Origin of the sequence: Flavimarina sp. Hel_I_48 (genome assembly GCF_000733945.1) — a bacterium.
GTDB lineage: Bacteria > Bacteroidota > Bacteroidia > Flavobacteriales > Flavobacteriaceae > Leeuwenhoekiella.
Genome location: NZ_JPOL01000002.1, coordinates 108,511 through 127,736, shown reverse-complemented (window position 1 = coordinate 127,736; position 19,226 = coordinate 108,511). Strand labels below are relative to the sequence as shown.

General features: G+C 37.6%; 14 protein-coding genes. 5 read left to right on the top strand and 9 right to left on the bottom strand.

The features are described from left to right. Nucleotides 1-239: 239 nt before the first annotated feature. Nucleotides 240-722, top strand: a complete 483-nt coding sequence (locus P162_RS00855; protein ID WP_031425282.1) for a ferritin-like domain-containing protein — start codon at nucleotides 240-242, stop codon at nucleotides 720-722. Between the two features lie 164 nt (nucleotides 723-886). On the opposite strand, the gene P162_RS00850 is transcribed toward P162_RS00855, so the two are convergent. The 5 genes from P162_RS00850 to P162_RS00835 all read right to left on the bottom strand — a co-directional run bounded on the left by P162_RS00850 (nucleotide 887) and on the right by P162_RS00835 (nucleotide 5,561). Next, nucleotides 887-1,462, bottom strand: coding sequence for a thioredoxin family protein (locus P162_RS00850; RefSeq protein WP_031425281.1), 576 nt, complete (start codon nucleotides 1,460-1,462; stop codon nucleotides 887-889). Between the two features lie 16 nt (nucleotides 1,463-1,478). Further along, nucleotides 1,479-2,993 carry a 2,3-bisphosphoglycerate-independent phosphoglycerate mutase gene (gene gpmI / locus P162_RS00845; RefSeq protein WP_031425280.1) on the bottom strand — a complete coding sequence of 505 codons (1,515 nt, stop codon included), beginning with the start codon at nucleotides 2,991-2,993 and terminating at the stop codon, nucleotides 1,479-1,481. Nucleotides 2,994-3,121: 128 nt separating this feature from the next. Beyond that, nucleotides 3,122-3,847 carry a M15 family metallopeptidase gene (locus P162_RS00840; protein ID WP_031425278.1) on the bottom strand — a complete coding sequence of 242 codons (726 nt, stop codon included), beginning with the start codon at nucleotides 3,845-3,847 and terminating at the stop codon, nucleotides 3,122-3,124. 170 nt (nucleotides 3,848-4,017) lie between these two features. Then, on the bottom strand, nucleotides 4,018-4,173 hold the full coding sequence (locus P162_RS17630) for a hypothetical protein (protein ID WP_164076167.1): 156 nt from the start codon (nucleotides 4,171-4,173) through the stop codon (nucleotides 4,018-4,020). 167 nt (nucleotides 4,174-4,340) lie between these two features. Continuing rightward, nucleotides 4,341-5,561, bottom strand: coding sequence for a response regulator (locus P162_RS00835; protein WP_051907712.1), 1,221 nt, complete (start codon nucleotides 5,559-5,561; stop codon nucleotides 4,341-4,343). A gap of 171 nt (nucleotides 5,562-5,732) precedes the next feature. Between P162_RS00835 and P162_RS00830 the strand changes: the two genes are divergently transcribed. The 3 genes from P162_RS00830 to P162_RS00820 are packed head-to-tail and all read left to right on the top strand — an operon-like array spanning nucleotide 5,733 to nucleotide 11,543. Next, nucleotides 5,733-8,822, top strand: coding sequence for a membrane protein (locus P162_RS00830; protein WP_031425275.1), 3,090 nt, complete (start codon nucleotides 5,733-5,735; stop codon nucleotides 8,820-8,822). Then, entirely contained in the window at nucleotides 8,819-10,015 is a 1,197-nt protein-coding gene (locus P162_RS00825; RefSeq protein WP_051907711.1) for a hypothetical protein, read from the top strand. Before P162_RS00830 ends, P162_RS00825 begins: the two co-directional genes overlap by 4 nt. Beyond that, a complete protein-coding gene (locus tag P162_RS00820; protein ID WP_031425271.1) occupies nucleotides 9,996-11,543 on the top strand; it encodes a cellulase family glycosylhydrolase in 1,548 nt (515 codons plus the stop codon). Before P162_RS00825 ends, P162_RS00820 begins: the two co-directional genes overlap by 20 nt. Nucleotides 11,544-11,713: 170 nt before the next feature. Here the strand turns inward: P162_RS00820 and P162_RS00815 are convergent, their stop codons facing one another. Both P162_RS00815 and P162_RS00810 read right to left on the bottom strand, forming a co-directional pair. Then, nucleotides 11,714-12,910: a glycosyltransferase gene (locus P162_RS00815; protein WP_031425269.1), complete on the bottom strand. Its 1,197-nt coding sequence runs from the start codon at nucleotides 12,908-12,910 to the stop codon at nucleotides 11,714-11,716. An 87-nt stretch (nucleotides 12,911-12,997) separates the two neighbouring features. Then, nucleotides 12,998-14,248, bottom strand: a complete 1,251-nt coding sequence (locus P162_RS00810) for an oligosaccharide flippase family protein (protein WP_051907710.1) — start codon at nucleotides 14,246-14,248, stop codon at nucleotides 12,998-13,000. 368 nt (nucleotides 14,249-14,616) lie between these two features. On the opposite strand from P162_RS00810, the gene P162_RS00805 reads away from it, so the two are divergent. After that, nucleotides 14,617-16,671 (top strand): tetratricopeptide repeat protein, encoded by a 2,055-nt coding sequence (locus P162_RS00805; protein WP_031425265.1) that lies wholly within the window; start codon nucleotides 14,617-14,619, stop codon nucleotides 16,669-16,671. Between the two features lie 4 nt (nucleotides 16,672-16,675). Here the strand turns inward: P162_RS00805 and P162_RS00800 are convergent, their stop codons facing one another. Continuing rightward, nucleotides 16,676-17,092, bottom strand: coding sequence for a response regulator (locus P162_RS00800; protein ID WP_031425263.1), 417 nt, complete (start codon nucleotides 17,090-17,092; stop codon nucleotides 16,676-16,678). Nucleotides 17,093-17,096: 4 nt separating this feature from the next. After that, nucleotides 17,097-18,869, bottom strand: coding sequence for an ATP-binding protein (locus tag P162_RS00795; RefSeq protein WP_031425261.1), 1,773 nt, complete (start codon nucleotides 18,867-18,869; stop codon nucleotides 17,097-17,099). Nucleotides 18,870-19,226: the final 357 nt, after the last annotated feature.

Here is a 19,226-nt window from a genome sequence, read left to right as displayed (position 1 = left end):
CCGTTTTTCACCCAAAAAGTCCCGTTTTACGGGACTTTTTTTTGCCTATAAGGGTTCGCATTCTCCATTTAGGGAATAGTATTTAAACTCAAAATAATATCTCTATTCAGAAGAAGAAAATAAGAGTCGCTTCAGAAATTGTGAAAGAATGTGATAATTATTTACCATTAGCTTAACGTGTTTTGCCCCATTTTAATACTACTTTGTTGAGAGTAATTTTATTCACTTAAAACAATATTATGAAGACTTTAGAAGAACTTTTTGAACACCAACTAAGAGATCTATATAGCGCAGAAACGCAGCTTTTAAAAGCCTTGCCGAAAATGGTAGAAGCTGCTACCGATTCTAAATTACAGAAGGCGTTTAAAGACCACTTAAAAGAAACCGAAGGCCAGAAAAAACGTCTTGAAGAAGTTGCCGAAGAACTGGGAATAAAACCTACCGGGGAAGAGTGCAAAGCAATGAAAGGACTGATCAAAGAAGCAGAGTCTTTCTTAAAAGAAGATGCAGAATCTGCCGTTCGGGATGCGGGTATGATAGCAGAAGCTCAGCGTATAGAGCATTATGAAATTTCCGGTTATGGTACGATCGTGAGATATGCGAAAGAACTGGGACATGATGCTATCGCCAAGAAACTTTACAAAACGTTTCAAGAAGAAGAAAAAGCCGATAAATCTTTAAATGAGTTGGCTGAAAATAGACTGAACAAGAAAGCTATTTAAGCTAAAGCATTGCTTACAATAATAAAAACCGCCCATTTGGGCGGTTTTTTTATTTAAAATCTTTCAATATAAAGTAAAAATCAAAAGTTTTCCTACATTAGCCTTAACTGCCAAAAAAAGTGTTTGAAATATCATTCAAACACTTTATTATAGTGTGATATATCCTAATTTTCGTAAGCGTGTTTATACTCCTCCCCACTAAGTATTTTTATAATATCTTTTTCAAGGGATTCTATAGGATATTCTACAATGCGTCCCAGTTCTTTACCATTTTTTGAAAAAATAAAGGTAGGTACGCGTTGTAATTGTTTTCCATTCTCCAGACCAGCTGGGGTAGTTTTGGCACGGGAAACAGCAATAAGTTCAATATCAGGAGAGGTATTGGTAATATCCAGAATCTTGAAAAAATTAGGGACTTCACGCCTGCTATCCGGACACCAGGTGCCCATGAGAACCGTCACATCAATACCTTTCATAAGATCGTGGACGACGGCTACATCATCTTCGTGAATGGTATAGGCATCGTAGCGAGGTTCGAACCATTTAGCATAGGTCTCTTTTTCAAATTGCTGTCGGCCTATTTCACCTACCAGAATACCATCCACTTCTGTAAACGACTTTTCTTCGGGAATAGATTCATTCATCTGCTCTTGCTTTTGAGTATTTTTTCCAGATAAACTTTTACATCCCGTCGCTGCCAAAACAGTACAGGTAAGTAATATCAATACTAATTTTTTCATGCTATCTACTTTGATATTATACAAGTGATTCCCTATCCATTACGGTAGGTTTTTCAATATTCATCATTTTGAGGATCGTTGGTGCAATATCACCTAGGATTCCATCTTTTATTTCCTTAATATCTTTATCCACAAGAATTAAAGGAACAGGATTCGTAGTGTGGGAAGTATTTGGGCTGCCATCCGCATTTTTCATGGTTTCACAATTTCCATGATCTGCAATTAAAATTGTGCTATAGTTATGTGCCAGTGCTGTAGTAATCACTTCTTTTGCACATTGATCTACGGTTTCACAGGCTTTTATTGCAGCTTCCATAACACCGGTGTGACCTACCATATCAGGATTTGCAAAATTGAGACAGACAAAATCCACTTCTTCCTTTTCAAGTTCTGGTAAGATCATTTCCTTTATTTTGCCGGCACTCATTTCCGGTTGTAGGTCATAAGTTGCAACTTTAGGGGAGGGGCAGAGAAGGCGGTCTTCACCTACAAAGGGTTCTTCCCTTCCGCCAGAGAAGAAAAATGTAACGTGAGGATATTTTTCGGTCTCTGCAATGCGGATCTGTTTTTTACCCGCTGCGGCAATAACTTCGCCCAGCGTATCTTCTAGGTTTTTGTTGTCATAGACTACTTCAATATTCATGTAATTCTGATCATAACTGGTCATGGTTACAAAGTGAAGATCCATTTTGCGGGTATTCTGGTCAGAAAAATCTTTTTGCGTAAGCATTTGCGTGAGTTCGCGGCCGCGGTCTGTCCTGAAGTTGAAGTAAATTACCACATCTCCCTGCTGAAGGGTACCTACCGGCTCTTTATCTTCCATCATGACAATGGGCTTGATAAATTCATCTGTAACCCCTCTATCATAGCTATCCTGAATACTTTTAGCAACGTCATAGCTTTTTTCACCCTGACCTAGTACTGTGGCTTCATAAGCCAATTTCACCCTATCCCAACGATTGTCCCGGTCCATCGCATAATAACGCCCGGTCACCGAGGCAAGTTTAGCATTATGTTCACGGGAAAAAGCGTCAATATCTGTAATAAAACCTTTTCCTGATTCTGGATCGACATCCCGACCATCTGTAAAAGCCTGTACATAAATCTCCTCCACACCCGCATCATTCGCAGCTTTGATTAATGCTTTGGCATGATTAATATGGGAATGCACCCCACCGTCAGAAACAAGACCCATAATGTGAACCGCCTTCTTCTTTGATTTTGCGTAGTCAAAGGCACTTTTAATGGCCTCTTTGTCTTTTAGCGTATTTTCCCTTACCGCTTTATTGATTTTAGCAAGGTTTTGATAAACGATACGACCTGCACCCAGGTTCATATGGCCCACTTCACTATTTCCCATCTGACCTTCGGGCAGTCCCACATGTTCACCGCTCGTGAGCAATTTTGCATGGGGATACTTAGTGTAAAGGGAATCTATAAATGGAGTATTTGCCTGGTCTACGGCAGAGACGGTCTTGTCTGGGGCAAATCCCCAACCGTCAAGAATCATCAAAATAACTTTCTTGTTCATGGTTGTATAAATTGTTAGGTAAAGATAAAAACTATTCGGGCCGATACCGAAAATTTAAGATACCAATAACGATAACCTTTTGACAGGTTTCAATCGCTTTGTAGTAGGAATCCCTGTGAATTTATAAATTATGGAAGTAGCTGCGGATTAATATCCAATATGTTTTGATCGCGATAACGCGTTATAAATTCATCTGAAAACTGATCGTTGCCCAGCAGCTTTTGTTCTGCTAAAACCTTTTTTACATCAAGTTTTTTATATTGTTCAAGGTATCCTGAAGATAGCGGCTTGTAGCTGTAATGCCAGGGTTCATAATTAAATCCTTTCCTGTTTCCGTTCTGGGTGTAAACCAGATAAAAACCATACGTATTTGCATGTTCATCCATCCAGGCCTTGAATTTACAGAAAGGACCATTGCCATGAAATTTAGAAGGTACCAGCAAATCTCCGTTAGCAGGTTGATTGGAATCTACAATATCAATGTCGGTACCCCAGTGATGACGGGAAGTTCCCGGGATCGTACTATACTCAATAATTTTTGCAATGGCATCTTGTGGCGAAAGTCCGTTTGCGGTATAAGCATTGTATTTACGTTCCCAAATACGATTTTGGTGGGCATAATCGCGGTAACTGGAAACCACCTGAAAGGCGATACCTTCTTTAGCGGCGGCAGCCTTCATTTTATCAAAAGCTTCCGCAGCCTCGGGACGCAATTTATAACCGTTGCGCTCTGTCAATTCTGGATTGCCTTTACCGATTAGTTGCTCTTCCGGAAGCGTTTTTTGACCAAAAGCCAGGGGAACGAAAAACAGAAAAATAAGGGTATTTATGAGGTAAAAAAGTCGGTTTTTCATAGTTAATGGCAGTTTTTTGGAGCATGCAAGATAAGGTTCTTATCCATTTTCATATTGAAAATTTGGCGTTTAAGTCAGTGAAATATAATATAAGGATAGTAGCGAAGCGTCAGTATTAGACATAAAAAAAGACCGCAACGCGGTCTTTTCAATAGTTCCTTTTTTTACGTTTAGGCAGTATCCCTGGGTTGATGTTGCTCCCTTTGTTCTTTTACCTGATGATTGATATCCTTGCCCTGCGTTTTTTCTTTATTTATCGCCTGCTCCTTAAGACTTGTTTTATTATTCTGATCTTCATTATTGTGACTTTTCTCTGGAGTACTCATAGGATTAGATTTTAAGTTTTCTCTAATTTATGGGTATAATTTCAGAAAACTCTTCATTTTAAATTTAATTTATCATTAAATCAGTATTATATTTTAACAATATAAGTAAGTAAAACGGTAAATTGAATTGCTAAAATTACATAATTCAAACGGTAATATGTTCTGATTTAATCGACGTTTTGCGGTTGGACGCTTATTGTACTTCGAGATTCAGGCTTTAAATCTCGCACTTTCTTATTGTCATCCTTTTTAAAGGAATACTCCGCATGTATTTTAAATAACTGAAAACCTATTTGCATGGAATCCCGCATCGACAATTTTGAACCATCTGCATGAATCCATCTTTTTAAAGGTTGTTCACAAATGATTTCCTGCGCTTTTTGTTTACCGAAATGATTTTTCATCCTCATAAAGATTTCAACATCAAAAAGCCATTTGGTAATAAACGGTTTATCAAAGGCTATGGGAATGAGTTCTTTTCTCATGATTTTTGCCCCACACTGGGTATCTTTAAAAGGCATTCCCAAAATGGAGACAATGATAAAATTAATGGTCATACTTATCACTTTTCTCGCGCTTTCCTTTGTGATATTGGCGCCCATTCGGGATATTCTGGAACCGTTGACAATTTGAAAATCGGTAGATTCTATGGTCTTTACTAGATCATCAAAATCTTCAAAATCAGTTGACAAATCCGCATCCAGAAACCCTACATAGTCCAGATCGTCAAATTTTGAGATATGCAATAAACCCTGCCTAACCGCTTCGGCTTTACCGCCATTCTTATCACAATCGTAAATGCTGATGTAATGCTCCCTTCCTTCCTTTAATTTTTGCAGTACATCTATGGTTTTATCGGTACTTCCATCATTTACAAAGCACAAATGATAACCAGAATTTCTTTCGACAAAATCAATAAATTCTTTTGATTTCAGCCTATTTTCTTCATTGTAGCAGGGAATAACCACTCCCACACATCTATTTTGAAGAATGGAATTCTGCGACAAAGGTTTTTTAATAGCATTTCCCACAGTACCAATCAAGCGCTTTACCCGGGCACTAACCTCATCAAGACTTAAAGGTTTTTTCATAAAATCCTGGATACCCAGTTCAAAACTCTCTACAATAAGACTTTCATCTGTGTTTCCCGAAAGCACCATTATAGGTGTCTCATCCTTCATTTCCTTTCTGATCGTCCTGATAATCTCCAGACCGTTAGCATGAGGCATATTTATATCTATGATGAGCAGATCAGGTTTAAATTCTTTGAATATCGTTATCGCTTCATTTGCCTGCGTGCTGGTCATAATATCATAGCCGCTTTCCTGTAATCTTTTCTCTAAGGGCAGAAGAACTAATTGCTGATCATCAATTGCTAAGATTTTCATAGTGAATGGAATATGATTTAACACAAATGTAAGTATTAGATGCCTTATAAAGATAAAAAATCAGTTTTTTTACCAATAAACATGGTTAAAATGCAATATATAACGTTTATTGTAGGGTATTTTCCTTTATTCTATGTTATTTTTGTCAAATAGGTATCCCACTTAAACTAAATGAAAGAAACGACTAATAAATATCTTATTGCCGCTCTGATTATTGGGGTTGTATTTCATTCTTCTACGATATTTTTTACGTTAGAAACCACCTATGATGCCTTGATCCATCTATTTTTTGCAGAGCATTATTCGCATAGCTGGTTTGAACCGTGGAACTATAGATGGTACACCGGTTTTACGGTTATGGGATATCCACCGCTCGTACATCAGGCCATTGCGCTTCTGTCTTATATAGGCGGACTCAAATTCGGTATGTTTTTCGTTGCGATCATTGGGATTATACTCTTTATAACGGGGGTTTACCGGTTCAGTTTAATGATGACCGGCTCCAGGAAAACAGCGGGTTATGCGGCACTCCTGGCCGTTTTTTCATCTTCATTTGTAGAGACCCTTCATATTTTTGGACAGTTACCAAGTATCGTTGGTGTTTCTGTTCTTATGCATTGCCTACCCGAGATCTATTTGTTTATTAAAACCGGTAGCAAAAAATACTTTATCAGGGCCATTTCTTTATTGGCCGTAACCGTTACATCGCATCATGTGACTCCCATTTTTGGGATGATATTCTTTATTTTCCCATTAATAGGAATGGTCGTTATGGATGTTTCCTATGAACAGGTAGGCGCGTATAAAGGCATAACATTTAAAGTTTTTCTCAATTCATTTATAAAACTATTCAAGAGGATCATCGTTTTTGGCCTTACCTCCTTAATGGTGATTGTTTTATGTATACTTCCGTATTGGTTTAATACAAAAAAGAACCCTATCACACAGGTGCCCATTCCTCACGGAAGTCGGGATAGTTTTATTGAGATAACCTCTTCCGGACTTGTATTTTTTATTATTCCGTGGGGTATTTTGTTTTTTCTATTTCCCTATTTTTTATACCGATTTTATTCAAAGCGATACTTATTTTTTGGACTGTCCTTTTCCTTACTTTTTATACTGGGTACCGGGGGAACAACACCTATACCCAAAATGCTTTTAGGAGATACGGCTTTTAATATCCTTACCCTTGACCGTTTCACACTCTGGGGTTCTATAATGGCATTGCCCATGTTTGGAGAGTTCGGCTATAGATTTGCCGAAGGGGATCTGAAAGTGATGCTACAGGAGAAATTTGGGGCTGTCTATCACCGGGTTTTGGGAGCGTTGATCGTTGGTTTTTTTCTTTTCATAGCTGTGTTTACCCTGAGTATGGGGCATTTTAGGCCCATGCAGCCGCAAAGCATTAAAATGTTGCCCATCGTGAATTTTCTAAATCAAGACCAGCACGACCACTGGAGGTTTTTGACCCTGGGTTTTGGTGATCAGATGGCATGGCTTTCTGCACAAACCAGGGCAATGACCGTAGATGGTAATTACCATTCTGCCCGTCGCCTTCCAGAGTTGACCACAAGGGCTATAGAAAGGCTGGAGAATTCAAAATTCCGGGGTGTTGAAGGTATAGGGTCGCTGCAGCAATTCCTGGCCGTTCCCGAAAAATACAATCTCAAATATATATTTTCAAACGATAAATTTTACGATCCGCTCTTATACTTCAGTGGTTGGCAACGGTTGCAGCAATTGGAAAACGGGATATTGGTCTGGGAAAAGCTAAATATCCCGCCTCTTTCCAAGATCATAGGTATTCAGGACGTGCCGGTTTTTTTAAAAATTATGTGGGGAATAATTCCCATTTCTACCGTTATTATAGCCATTTTTATCAATTTACAACTTATCTGGTTCAATACTTTAAAGACGGGAAATCCTGTAAAGCCAGATTTTATGAACTTTAAGATCGACTATAGGGGATTCCCTTCCCGGGTCTTAAAAATCAATCAATTGTATGCATTGCTGCTTTCCATTATTATCTTGATTTCCCTGTATTATATTTATATGGATAATAAGGATCAGGTGTCTCAGGAAAATGTGGTAAAAGCCTATTATGACGCGGTAGATTTTAAGGAATTTGAACGGGCGCATTCCTATCTTGATCCTGATGGCGGTAAAACGATCGCCCAATTCATGCTTGAAGTATCGGTGACCGATGGTATTTTAAGCTCCTATGCTAAACTGGACAGCATACACGTGGATATAAGAAATGTAAACGACTCTGTTGCGGTCGCTGACGCATATACGAGTTGGGTGACGCCTATAGAAGTTATTGATAAAAAAGCGGAACATAAACTTTTGAAAATTGATGGAAAATGGTTTATTGAACCTTCAGAAAAGGATACTGATCTACCTGCTGACCAGCTATTTTCACAAAACGACACTAAATTTTTCAATCACGGCCGCAGGCGTATAACTACCCAACAAACCCATCATGAAGATGTGTTGAAACAACCGGTACTCGAAGTGCTTTCGGCGAAGCTGGTAAAATTTAAAGGCAGGTATTCTATAATTGGTGAAATACAAAATGTGGATTATACGCCTGCAGATGTGGTCATAAAAGGGACGTTGTATGATGAAAACAATCAGGAATTGGCCACTTACAATGCACGGCAGGTGCTAAAACACAAACTGATGCCGAAGGAAATTAGTAGTTTCCGTGTGGATTTTGAGGGGATTGCCTGGCTGAAAAAAGATAGCGCTGTGCCAGAAACCTTCAATCCAGATGAGTTTACGCCCATTGAGCTTTTGGCAGAACCGGTGAAGTTCAACCTGCAATGCGCAGGAAACGTTGCGACCACAGATCTTTATAAAAGTGTTTCCATCAATGAACTAAGAGTGGAAAATGGGAAATTAGAGGGAAAACTATTCAATTATGGTATTCAGGAAGTAACGATCCCACAGCTTATTTATTCGTACTATGATCAAGAAGAAGTATTGCAATGGGTAGACCATCAATATTTACAGGAAGGTATAAGGGTACAGCGAAAACAGGGCTTTGAGCGGACTCTCGAAGATGTGCAGGATGTTCGTATTATCAACGAGAGTATGGAAAATATTTATATAAACGGTTTGCCCAATAAGGAGATCGCCGGTAAGGTAATTCCCAACCGCGATTCCTCCCACGAGACCTTGAGTATGCAAAAATTAGAGGGAGAGGGATATGATTTTTTAAAGATTGAACTGAATACGTATATAGGCAATCCAAAATGATACGATACCGATTTTGTATAGGAATAACACTGCTGTTTAGTTTTCTAAACATACATGAATTTGCAGCGTATTCTCAGGAATCAATACCTGAGCGAAGTGTAGCGGGTGATAAGATTGTATTTAATTTTCTCAATACGAATGCGTCTTCCAGGTTGTTGCTGAAAAACGCTTACGCACAGACAATAATAGCCCCCTTAGAGAACAACGTAAAAATTTTTGAAGTACCTGAATTTATAGAAAAAAAAACCGGACTTCTGGAGTGGAAACTTATTACCGCAAACAAAAACAGGTCTGGTCAAATACAAATCATGGCTCAGAACGAGCCGGCAACAATTGAAAATTATCTAGGACCGACTAGTATTCAGGCAGGCGAGGGTGATTATTCTATGCTTGTGACCATACCCACAGACAAATTAGATAATCCGCTGGAGGACAGCACAAAAGTGGAAATCTCAGAATATTTTCAGGGACAGTTAGAGAAAGACAGCATTCCCATGCAAAATATGTTTGCCTGGAGGAATATCTATACCAGGAAAAAAGCGGCCAATATTACAATCTCTGCATCGTCAAAAGCCCTACAGGCAAAAGAAATGATAAGTCAGGTCTATCCCTCCACTGCTACTCAATTTTCTATCACGACAAAAAGGGAGCACAACTATGCGGATGGAAACCAGGTTGTGGATATCAAGACCTCTCCAATTCAAGATGCCTATGGCAATGTGGTAAGCGATGGCACCTCTGTTGAATTTGTTATGGAAGACGATAACGGGATGAAATTAAAATCTAGCGCAACCACAATTTCCGGGGTTGCCACGGCAAAAATGCTTCATCCAGAACAGCCCCAAACCTGGCAAATCAGCGCCAATGTTACGGGAATGGCAAAAAGTCCTTCCATTTCGATCGCTTTTGAATCCGTAGTAAAGGATTTTGACATTGTGCCTGATAAAGGGGAAAACAGGATCATCGCTGGTCCTTTAGAAAGTTTTCTGGGTCAATTTGTGCCTGATGGAGCTTCGGTGAGATTGCGGGTTCTGGACAGCGATTTAAAAGTTATCGAATCATTTATGGAACCCAGTGCAGGGGGATTTGCGGTTTTCAAACTTCCGAAAGATAAAAATTACTGGAAATCCTATACCTTTAGTATCGAGGCAATGGGTTTAACGAAAGCTATTTATGCAGGGGAAAATCAATAAAAACTTATATAGAGCCATACTTATCATCAGTTTTATAGCTGCTAACGCACTCATACTTTTTGGAATCAGTTCCGTATTTGGGTTTTTAAATACGGGAGCAGATCGCTCTACGATGTTGCATACCGAAATAAAGAGCAGCCGTATGTACCTGCCCAGGATCACCTGGGATACGACCCATTACGATGGAAGGCCCATGAAACAGCAGAGCCTTGAGGAAATAGAGCGCGACTACTTAAATGCGTGGTATGTCAAAAACCTTGCGCTGGAAACGAATAAAAAGTACGGCGTAGAAGATTATTATACAGATTCTGCCCGCGTCAATATTTATAACGCCATTGCTTATAATGAAGAACATAAGCTTCATTTTACGAATACCACGACAAATCATGAACCTGAACTTTTGTTCTACAGCGCAGATGGACAGCTTGTGGTCTTCAATGATCATCAGGTCATAGAATATTCTGAAGGCCGCGAGATAGAAGATATCCTTTACCGAAGTACAGATACCAGCAGTTATAAGATTATGATGTTGCTAGAAGATGGCTTCTGGAGGATCAGGCACCTTCGCAAGCAAAGGAGAACGAAAATAGGGAAAGCCGTGGGCAAGCCCAAAAACTGGGAGATAAAAGGAAATAAAATCTTTTACAAAGGAAGCGTTTATCCTATAGAAGGGATCAATTATTATCCCAAAGACACGCCCTGGGATATGTTTGGCGAGGGTTTTGATTCAGAAATCATTGCGGAGGACCTCCAGATCATCGCTGAAGCGGGATTGAACACCATCAGGATTTTTCTGCAATATGAAGATTTTGGAAAGGCAGCTGTACAGGAAGAAAAGCTAGTGAAATTGCAAAAGACTTTAGACGCCGCTCAGGCCAATAATCTCAAAGTGGTGGTTACCCTTTTTGATTTTTATGGCGATTACTCTGTGCTTGACTGGACGCTGACGCACGAGCATGCGAGACAGATCGTATCGAGATTTAAGGATCACGAGGCAATCATAGCCTGGGATCTCAAAAATGAACCTGACCTGGATTTTAAAAGTAGGGGAGAAGAAGAAGTATTGAACTGGTTGAAATTTTTGATACCACAAATCCGAAGGACTGATCCCAACCATTTGCTAACCGTAGGCTGGTCATCACCCGAAGCTGCGCACCACCTTAAAGATGAATTGGATCTGGTGAGTTTCCATTATTACAAAGACAAAGAGCAGTTTCTAGAAATTTATACAGAGTTACAAGAAGCGATAAATAAACCTCTTGTCCTCCAGGAATTTGGGATTTCTTCCTACAATGGGCTTTTAAATCCTCTGGGTTACAATGAGGCAGATCAAGCGGAATACCATAACTATATGCAGGATTTCTTTTCCAAAGATCAAGTGTCGTTTATGTCCTGGACCTTGTACGATTTTGATGAAGTTCCCACATCTGTGGTGGGAAGGCTTCCCTGGAGAAAAGCCAGACAAAAGAAATTTGGTTTTCTTGACACGGAAGGCCACAGAAAACCAAGTTTTAAATATATAAATTAGCTGCTAGCGTTGTAATCAGGACCGCGCGTTTCAGTTCAGTAATAATCCGACTTTTAAATTATTTATAAACCTATTTTCCTGTTTTAAGACCAATTTTCAGCAATTTTAACCTTAAAAAATAGATCAAATAGGTCATTTATATAAGATATATAGTAGGGCTTTACGGCCTATTATGCATATTCCAGACTAGTTTTTGATTCTGCTAATCTTGCGAACTCATCAATATACAATTGTGCAACTTTTTCCATGGGCAAACTGCAGGAAGCTTCATAATTTATCTGACCGATATTTCTTCTGTAGCGGTCATTTTCAACAATATTTTCTAAAGAACGGCATAGGGAATTGACATTTTCCGGTTGAAAAAATTCCCCTGTATAGCCTTCCTCTTCAACAAGGAGCGCGAGATCGCCAAGAGAAGGCATGATTACAGCTTTGCCGTAGCTACCGGCCTGGTGCAACACACCAGAACTTCCCGTGGTCGAGGTGTAAGGAAAAACAACCACCGTACTCTCGCCAAATAATCGCGGGACATCTTCTTCTTCTACATAACCTGTAAAAGTGAGGTTTTTAACGTGTTCATACTTTTGCTTAACACTTTCCAGATATCCAGGTGTATTGGGACTATCAGTACCTGCGATAACTATTTCTAGCTCATGATCTGTCGTGATCCTTAAAAGTTCGACCGCTTCGATAAGGATCTCGACTTTTTTATAGGTTCCAAATTTACCAAAAGTCATGATTTTTTTTGGCCCTTCCGGCAGGTCAAAATTGGGCTTCTCAACGGTTTCAAAGGACCCGTGCGGAATTTGAATGACATTATCTACCTTATATTTATCTTTTATTACACCTACGTATTTTCCTATTGTGAGGGCTACGGTATCCGCTTGTAGGATGACCCGAGTCAATTGCGTTCCTATCCCATTAAATATTCTTTGCAGTATTCTGTTTTTGGTGAAACCTGCATTGCCCAGATCTACCTGTTCCATAATATTATGTAGGAGTACTATGGTGGGTATTCCCTTAAGTTTAAAAAGCATGGGTAGGGTTAGGCCCAATGCTGCGGGAATTTTTTTATCCCCAAACTTCATGAACTGTAAATTGAATAAAATGGCATCTGGTTTTGCTTCTTTTACGCAATTGTAAATACTCAATACGTTTTTGTAACTATTGAACTTCCAGCAGTTTTTCACGGTAATCTTACAGTTGGGAGCAGTAAAATCCAATACTTTTTCTTCCTCCGTATGATCTGTAATTAGAATGAGTTCGTCAACCTCTTCATTCTGCGCAAAATTCTTTGCTAGATGATAACCATATTCATTCAGGGTTACTTTACTGGGGGGAAATGCCGTTACTAGTGCTAGTTTCATAATGTCAATTTTTGATTTAGGTTTTAATGATGCTGTAAATATCAATAAGATTAATGCGTACGTTTTGGTTTTTCGACGGGTCGAACTTTAGATGGGTTGAGCTGATTGTTTCTTCTGTTGAAGGAAATAAAGGCCTTGAAACACAAGTAATCCTAACATGATGATTATCTGCAGTTCCACAACGGTCGCCAGGCTATCATGCCAAATAAAAATGGACCCAAGCTGTGCAAGTCCAAAAACGCCACTGAGCAGTACGGGCAAATATTTATCTAATGACAAATAATAATAGACAAACACATTTGCCAGGGCAAATAGCGAACTGGCCAAAGCGTATTTCCATAATAAATGGGCTATTTCAACATATTCATTTCCAAAAAGGACATTGATGATAAGTTCTGGTAGCAAAAAGGTGATGATAACCACTCCTGTGGTCAGCGCAGTGATCATGCCCAGATATTTAAAAAAGAGTTTTTGTGTGTCCTTTCCTTCTTTGTGGAGTTTAACCACCTCTGGCAAAAGCAGCATGACAAACATCCATGCGACAAAATACACTGCCCTGCCTATCAATGCCATTGAGGAATAGAGACCCGCAGCATGAGGATCAAAAAAGTGTTTGACCAGAAGTATATCCCCATTGTTGATGATAATTTGCGTGAGCTCGTAAAGCGCGGTAACGATTACAAACTTCTTTAAATGGGAAATGTCTTCGCTTTCAATGGGAGGTAACGCTTTTCCTACTATCTTTTTATACGGAAGCATTCCTGGAAAGAGGGAAACTACAATGCCTATAGCTACAAGTTCAGAACTTCCAAAGGGAAGTATCAATATAAAGGCAAGGGTCAAAAACAAACGGCTCAACATTTCTCCCTGATAGGTAATAGAAAGTTTAACGAATTCCTGTTCCCCTTGAAAATAACCCCTATTGACGCTCATTAAAAAATAGAGTGGAACGCCCACTGCAAATATTTTAAACATGAGGACAGAGTCCGTTTGAAACCATTGCCGCAAAGGAGTTGCCAGCATAAAAATGAGCAAGCCTACTGCGCAGCCTATTATAAGGCTCCATTTTCGGGAATATTTTAAAAAAGCATCTTTTTTGGCACTATCAAAACTACCGGTAAATTTAGCGACACTAAGCTGCAGTGTCATAGCCATAAAGGAGAGTATAAGAAGGAATGTTATCAAGATTGCCGCGTCTGCAAAAGCTTCTGGACCCAGGAGACGGCCCAGGGCAAGATTGTATAGATAATTGCCAATATTCACAACCATGGCACTTACCATAAATAGCTGAGAAGGCTTTAGGCCAAATTTCAGTTTATATAGTCTGATATTCATCATGTATTTGATTATAAATACTATGAGTTGAGGTCTATTTTTCCGTATTTCACTAAACCGGGAAACAGCTTTAAAATTTACGACGGCAAAAGATAAAAAAATATTTTAAAAATTTATGCAAAATTTATGAATAAAATTTATAAATAGTCTAAAATAGCGTATTTTAACCGTTAAATGCTGTTTTTACACGCAATAAATAGATATTTTGCTTTATTTTTAGAACATATAGTATTAAATTCCTAAAATATATTAGCGATAGTTATATAGCCTTATAATTTATTCAGTGTGCCTTAAATGATAAATTGTATTTATTTGAAGATCAAACCTATGACTTCTGGCATTAATAAGAAATCTTACAATAATACTCAACCATGAATTTTAAAGTACTTATTTATACGCTTGTCCTTTTTTTAATGAGTTTTCACTTAAATGCACAGGATATGCAAGCGGGCTTTAAAAATCTAGAAAACGGGGAATTTGCGGATGCGGAAAAATTTTTCTTTGAAATTTTAAAGGAATTTCCTTCTAACAAAACCGCGCGCTTGTGTTATGCACGGGCGGTGGGTTTACATGATGATCCCATAAAGGCAAAAAAGCTTTTTTCTGAGTTGCAGGAGGAGTATAAAAATGACCTTGAAGTACAATTGAACTACGCAGAATCATTGTTATGGAATAAAGAATATGGTCAGGCAAAGGAATATTATAAAGAGCTGGTGACGCAATATCCTGACAACTTTGGAGCACTTTTGGGTTACGCCAATACACTTAGTAACCTTAAAGAATATGAAGGTGCTCTGGATGCCGTAAACAAATCATTACAGGTTTCACCGGAAAACCCCAATGCTATGACCTCCAGGAAATATATACGCCTGGGGTATGCGAGTATGAACCTGCAACAACGTAATTATACAAAGGCTTTAGAATTTTTTGATGCTAATCTCAACGATTTTCCCAGCGACAAGGAAAGTCTTTTAAATAAGGCCAACTTGTATCTGATCATTAAAGATGATAAGAAAGCCAAATCTGTTTATGAAGAATTGGCCTTGAATTTAAATGATAGCATACTTGCCTTCAACGGTATTTCCCTTGCAGCGCATATAGGGGAGGATGAAAAAGAAGCATTGCATTTTGCAGTACAAGCGTTGAATATTGCCGAAAAATCAACAGATTCCCTACGTGTACTTGAAGCTAAAGAACGCTACGCCCAGGCTTTGATATGGAATGCAAAATATCAGTCGGCCAGCAATTATATTGTGCAACTAAAAAAAACCTACGGTGAAACCGTAAAAATTCTCGCGTTAGAAGCAACTTTGGGAATGTACACGGGTGCCTTTAAAAATAGTATTAAAAGTTATGAAAGTATACTAGCTAAAGATTCCACTTCATTTGATGGTAATCTGGGTATCGCAAATGCTTATTTTGCAAATTCTGAAGCAAAAAAGGCAAAAGCCGCTGCGCTTAAGACTTTGCGTTTTTTTGAAAACCAACAAGACGCAGAACAATTTCTGATTAAACTGGAAAAAGGGTTCAGGCCGGTCCTTGAAGAAAACGTGAGTTACTCTTTTGATAATGGAAACAATGAAGCAATCGCCTTTAGAACAGGTTTGAAACTTCCACTAAGTACAAAATTAGAAGTGCTCGCAGGGTATACGTACAGGGAAACCATGAATACGAACAGTGATCTGGAAGCGACTTCCAATCAGATCAACCTTGCGGTTAATTATTTAATAGCTCCAGATTTTAAAGTGAAGGTAAATGGTGGGTTTGTAAAAGCAAACTCAGTACAAACTGATTATACAAACGTTGTGGGGGAGATCGCCACAAACCTAAAACCTTTTGTAAGAAATGATCTTGAATTGGGTTATAGAAGGGACTTACAAGACTTTAATGCCGAACTTTTAAATAGGCAAATTGCAGGAAACCATATATTCCTGAACAATAATTATTCAACTACGTATGGGCTGGGATGGTACCTGCAATTTGTACATACAAATCAGAGTGATGAGAACGCAAGAAATCTACTTTTTACTTCATTGTATTTCACTTTTCTGAAGAAACTCATATTAAAAGGAGGTATCAATTATCAATATATAGGCTTTAAAAAGCAGTTTCCCACCTTTTACTTCAGTCCGAAAAAATTTCATGCAACAGAGTTATTTCTGAGCTTTGCGAGCAACAATGCGAACTCTCCATTTTCTTATGAGTTAACGGCTGCAGCTGGTTATCAATTTATTGAAAATAATGAAAAGCAATCCACATATAGGTTGCAGGGTAGGACTGGCTATCAAATAAGTGATAGATTTGTAGCTGGTGTATACGGTAACCATAGTAATATAGCATCAGTAACCGCGGCAGGTTTCACCTATACTGAATTTGGAATCAATGTAAAATGGGACATCTTAAATAAGCCAGTTTTCAAATTTTAGGCATTTACAATCGAGGTTGATACCATTGATTGATAGGAAATTCCCTTATTAAAACTTCCAATTCTTTTTCTGTAACAGGTTTGATCATATAACCGGAAAGTTCACTTATTTTTTTGGCTTTTTCCAGATCTTCAGGGTTATTTGAAGAGGTTAAAAGATAGATATGTACATCTTTACCTATATTAAGATGTAGTTTTTTATACTCTTTTAAAAATTGCCAACCGTTCATAAAAGGCATATTTATATCAAGTAGAACAACATCAGGAAGGGAAACACCATCTTCTATTCTCTTTTTAATGCTATTTAGACCTTCTTCTCCATCCAGGTATTTTTCAATCACTATTTCCGGATTAATTTTCCTAAGAATTTTGTCAGTAATAAACTGAAAAATCTTGTCGTCATCGATTAAAAAAAAAGTCATCGTTTTAGTGTTTTTTATTGAATACAATTTCAAAAGAAGTACCTTTTCCCAATTGACTGTCTACGCGTATTTCTGCGTTTAAAGATTCCAGCTGGGTCTTAACCAGGAACAGTCCCAGTCCCTTCCCAGAGATATTTCTATGAAACCGCTTATAAAGTTTAAAAATATCATTTTGGTATTTTTCCATATCTATACCAATACCATTATCTTCTACGATAAGGACTTTTTTATCTTCCCTATATTCAGTTCTAATATGTATAAAACATTCTTTATTGGGATCGCGATATTTTATCGAATTAGAAATGAGGTTTTGAATAACACTCTGAAAGTAAACTTTTGAAAACTTAAGTTTATGCCATGCTTTTGTATCAAGACATACCGTGACTTCCTCATCAATGATCTCCAGAAATAATGTTTCTGAGTCCTCTATAATCGTTTCAATATCAAATTTTTCTGTGTTGACCTCATTATTATTTAGAATCCTGACGTAAATCAACAAATCTTCTACAAGAGAATTTATGCTTTCTGTAATCTTGTTAAGTTTAGGTATATACGTATCCATTTCCTCTAAGTCCTTAGATCCACTCAACATAGAAACAAGCGCAGACATGGAAGTTGTGGGCGCCCTTAAATTATGGGCAACAATGTTGTTGTATTCTTTTAATTGTCTATTTCTTACCTGTAATTTTTTTTTAGTGAATTTAAGGGTTTTGTTTTGCTTCTCTAGGAGAATTTTATTTTCCTTTAAATCAAGTAAGTATTGGTTTTTAAGGGCTTCAGTTTTTAACTCTCTTTTTGCAACATAGATAATAATAAGAACAATCAATAAATTGATTGCCATAAGCGCGATGTAATAATCTTTTGCGGAATTAAAGATGTAAGCATTTGATATTCTTGAGACCAGATACCATTCATTATCTGTAATTACTTTTGCATACGTACCATTGATCAAACTGGTTTTGGAAATTGATTTCTTATAATCCAATCTGTCAATAACCCAGGTACCCTTAAAATCTGTTATTATAGAATCCTGACTGGTTTCTATAGCACTCCATGCCACAGGATGTTCATATCGAAAGTTATTCTTGTTTTTACGGTTGAGGATATGTTGGAACTCTTTAGTTGCATCGCTTGTATTAGCCAGATAATTACCATATTTATCAAGAATATAAAAATTGGAGCTTAAATCGTAGTTTAGACTTTCGAGCAACTTTGAAGCCTGAAAATTAATCACCACTATTCCTAATTTCTCTCTTTTATTTGAATATACAGGAGCGCTACCTCTAATCATCGGTTTATAGGGAACTTCTATTTTTCCGAATTCAATATTGAGATTTAACGGAGAAAAATAAATCTGAGAACTATCCAGTTTGATTGTTTTTTTGAAATAATCACGCTGTCTTTTATCCTGAAGTGTTCGATCATAAGCAATGGTACCATCGTCTTTTCTTACTAATCTTAGCACTTCTTTACCCGATGTATTCAATAACCTGAACTGAACGTATTGATTCATACCAACTATAAAATTGCCCATTTCCTCTTTGAACGTACCGTTATAATTTACTTCGAAATCCTCTTTTATAAAATCGTAATGACTCCAATAATATATGTTGGCTATTACTGGATTTAAGGCCTCAACGATGAGTTTTTTTTTGGAGGATAGATCTTTTAGCTCAAGTTTTGCATTGTTATTACGCTCATTGAAGAAAATCCATACAGCGAGAATTAGGCTGAGAGATAATAGTGGTAGATAATATTTGAGAATTTTAGTACTCATTTAGTAACTGGGTAAAATCTAAGTAGGGACGCTATAATCGTGATGTATAAGAACAATTTACAGGTTTTGACCTGTAATTAAATTAATCTTAAAACTAAATTTAATATTAATTTTGTTAATCTTATGTAAGAAATTCTTACATTTTTAATTATAAATTGCTAATTAGTACGTTTTAGCGTTAAAATTAAAGATAAATCTACCTTTAAAATGCTTTTAAACCGTTGCAATACGGTAATTGGATGTTAAAGAAATAATGGGCTGTCAAAAAAACCCCTTTTATACTTGGAGATCTAACGCTGTAAATCTATTCGGTAGTGAATTTACTTTTTTGTAAAATTTTTTTAAGGATTTGCATTT

Coding starts and splice junctions, on each gene's coding strand:
- P162_RS00855 (WP_031425282.1), top strand. CDS start 240: ATGAAGACTTTAGAAGAACTTTTTGAACACCAACTAAGAGATCTATAT.
- P162_RS00850 (WP_031425281.1), bottom strand. CDS start 1,462: ATGAAAAAATTAGTATTGATATTACTTACCTGTACTGTTTTGGCAGCG.
- gpmI (WP_031425280.1), bottom strand. CDS start 2,993: ATGAACAAGAAAGTTATTTTGATGATTCTTGACGGTTGGGGATTTGCC.
- P162_RS00840 (WP_031425278.1), bottom strand. CDS start 3,847: ATGAAAAACCGACTTTTTTACCTCATAAATACCCTTATTTTTCTGTTT.
- P162_RS17630 (WP_164076167.1), bottom strand. CDS start 4,173: ATGAGTACTCCAGAGAAAAGTCACAATAATGAAGATCAGAATAATAAA.
- P162_RS00835 (WP_051907712.1), bottom strand. CDS start 5,561: ATGAAAATCTTAGCAATTGATGATCAGCAATTAGTTCTTCTGCCCTTA.
- P162_RS00830 (WP_031425275.1), top strand. CDS start 5,733: ATGAAAGAAACGACTAATAAATATCTTATTGCCGCTCTGATTATTGGG.
- P162_RS00825 (WP_051907711.1), top strand. CDS start 8,819: ATGATACGATACCGATTTTGTATAGGAATAACACTGCTGTTTAGTTTT.
- P162_RS00820 (WP_031425271.1), top strand. CDS start 9,996: ATGCAGGGGAAAATCAATAAAAACTTATATAGAGCCATACTTATCATC.
- P162_RS00815 (WP_031425269.1), bottom strand. CDS start 12,910: ATGAAACTAGCACTAGTAACGGCATTTCCCCCCAGTAAAGTAACCCTG.
- P162_RS00810 (WP_051907710.1), bottom strand. CDS start 14,248: ATGATGAATATCAGACTATATAAACTGAAATTTGGCCTAAAGCCTTCT.
- P162_RS00805 (WP_031425265.1), top strand. CDS start 14,617: ATGAATTTTAAAGTACTTATTTATACGCTTGTCCTTTTTTTAATGAGT.
- P162_RS00800 (WP_031425263.1), bottom strand. CDS start 17,092: ATGACTTTTTTTTTAATCGATGACGACAAGATTTTTCAGTTTATTACT.
- P162_RS00795 (WP_031425261.1), bottom strand. CDS start 18,869: ATGAGTACTAAAATTCTCAAATATTATCTACCACTATTATCTCTCAGC.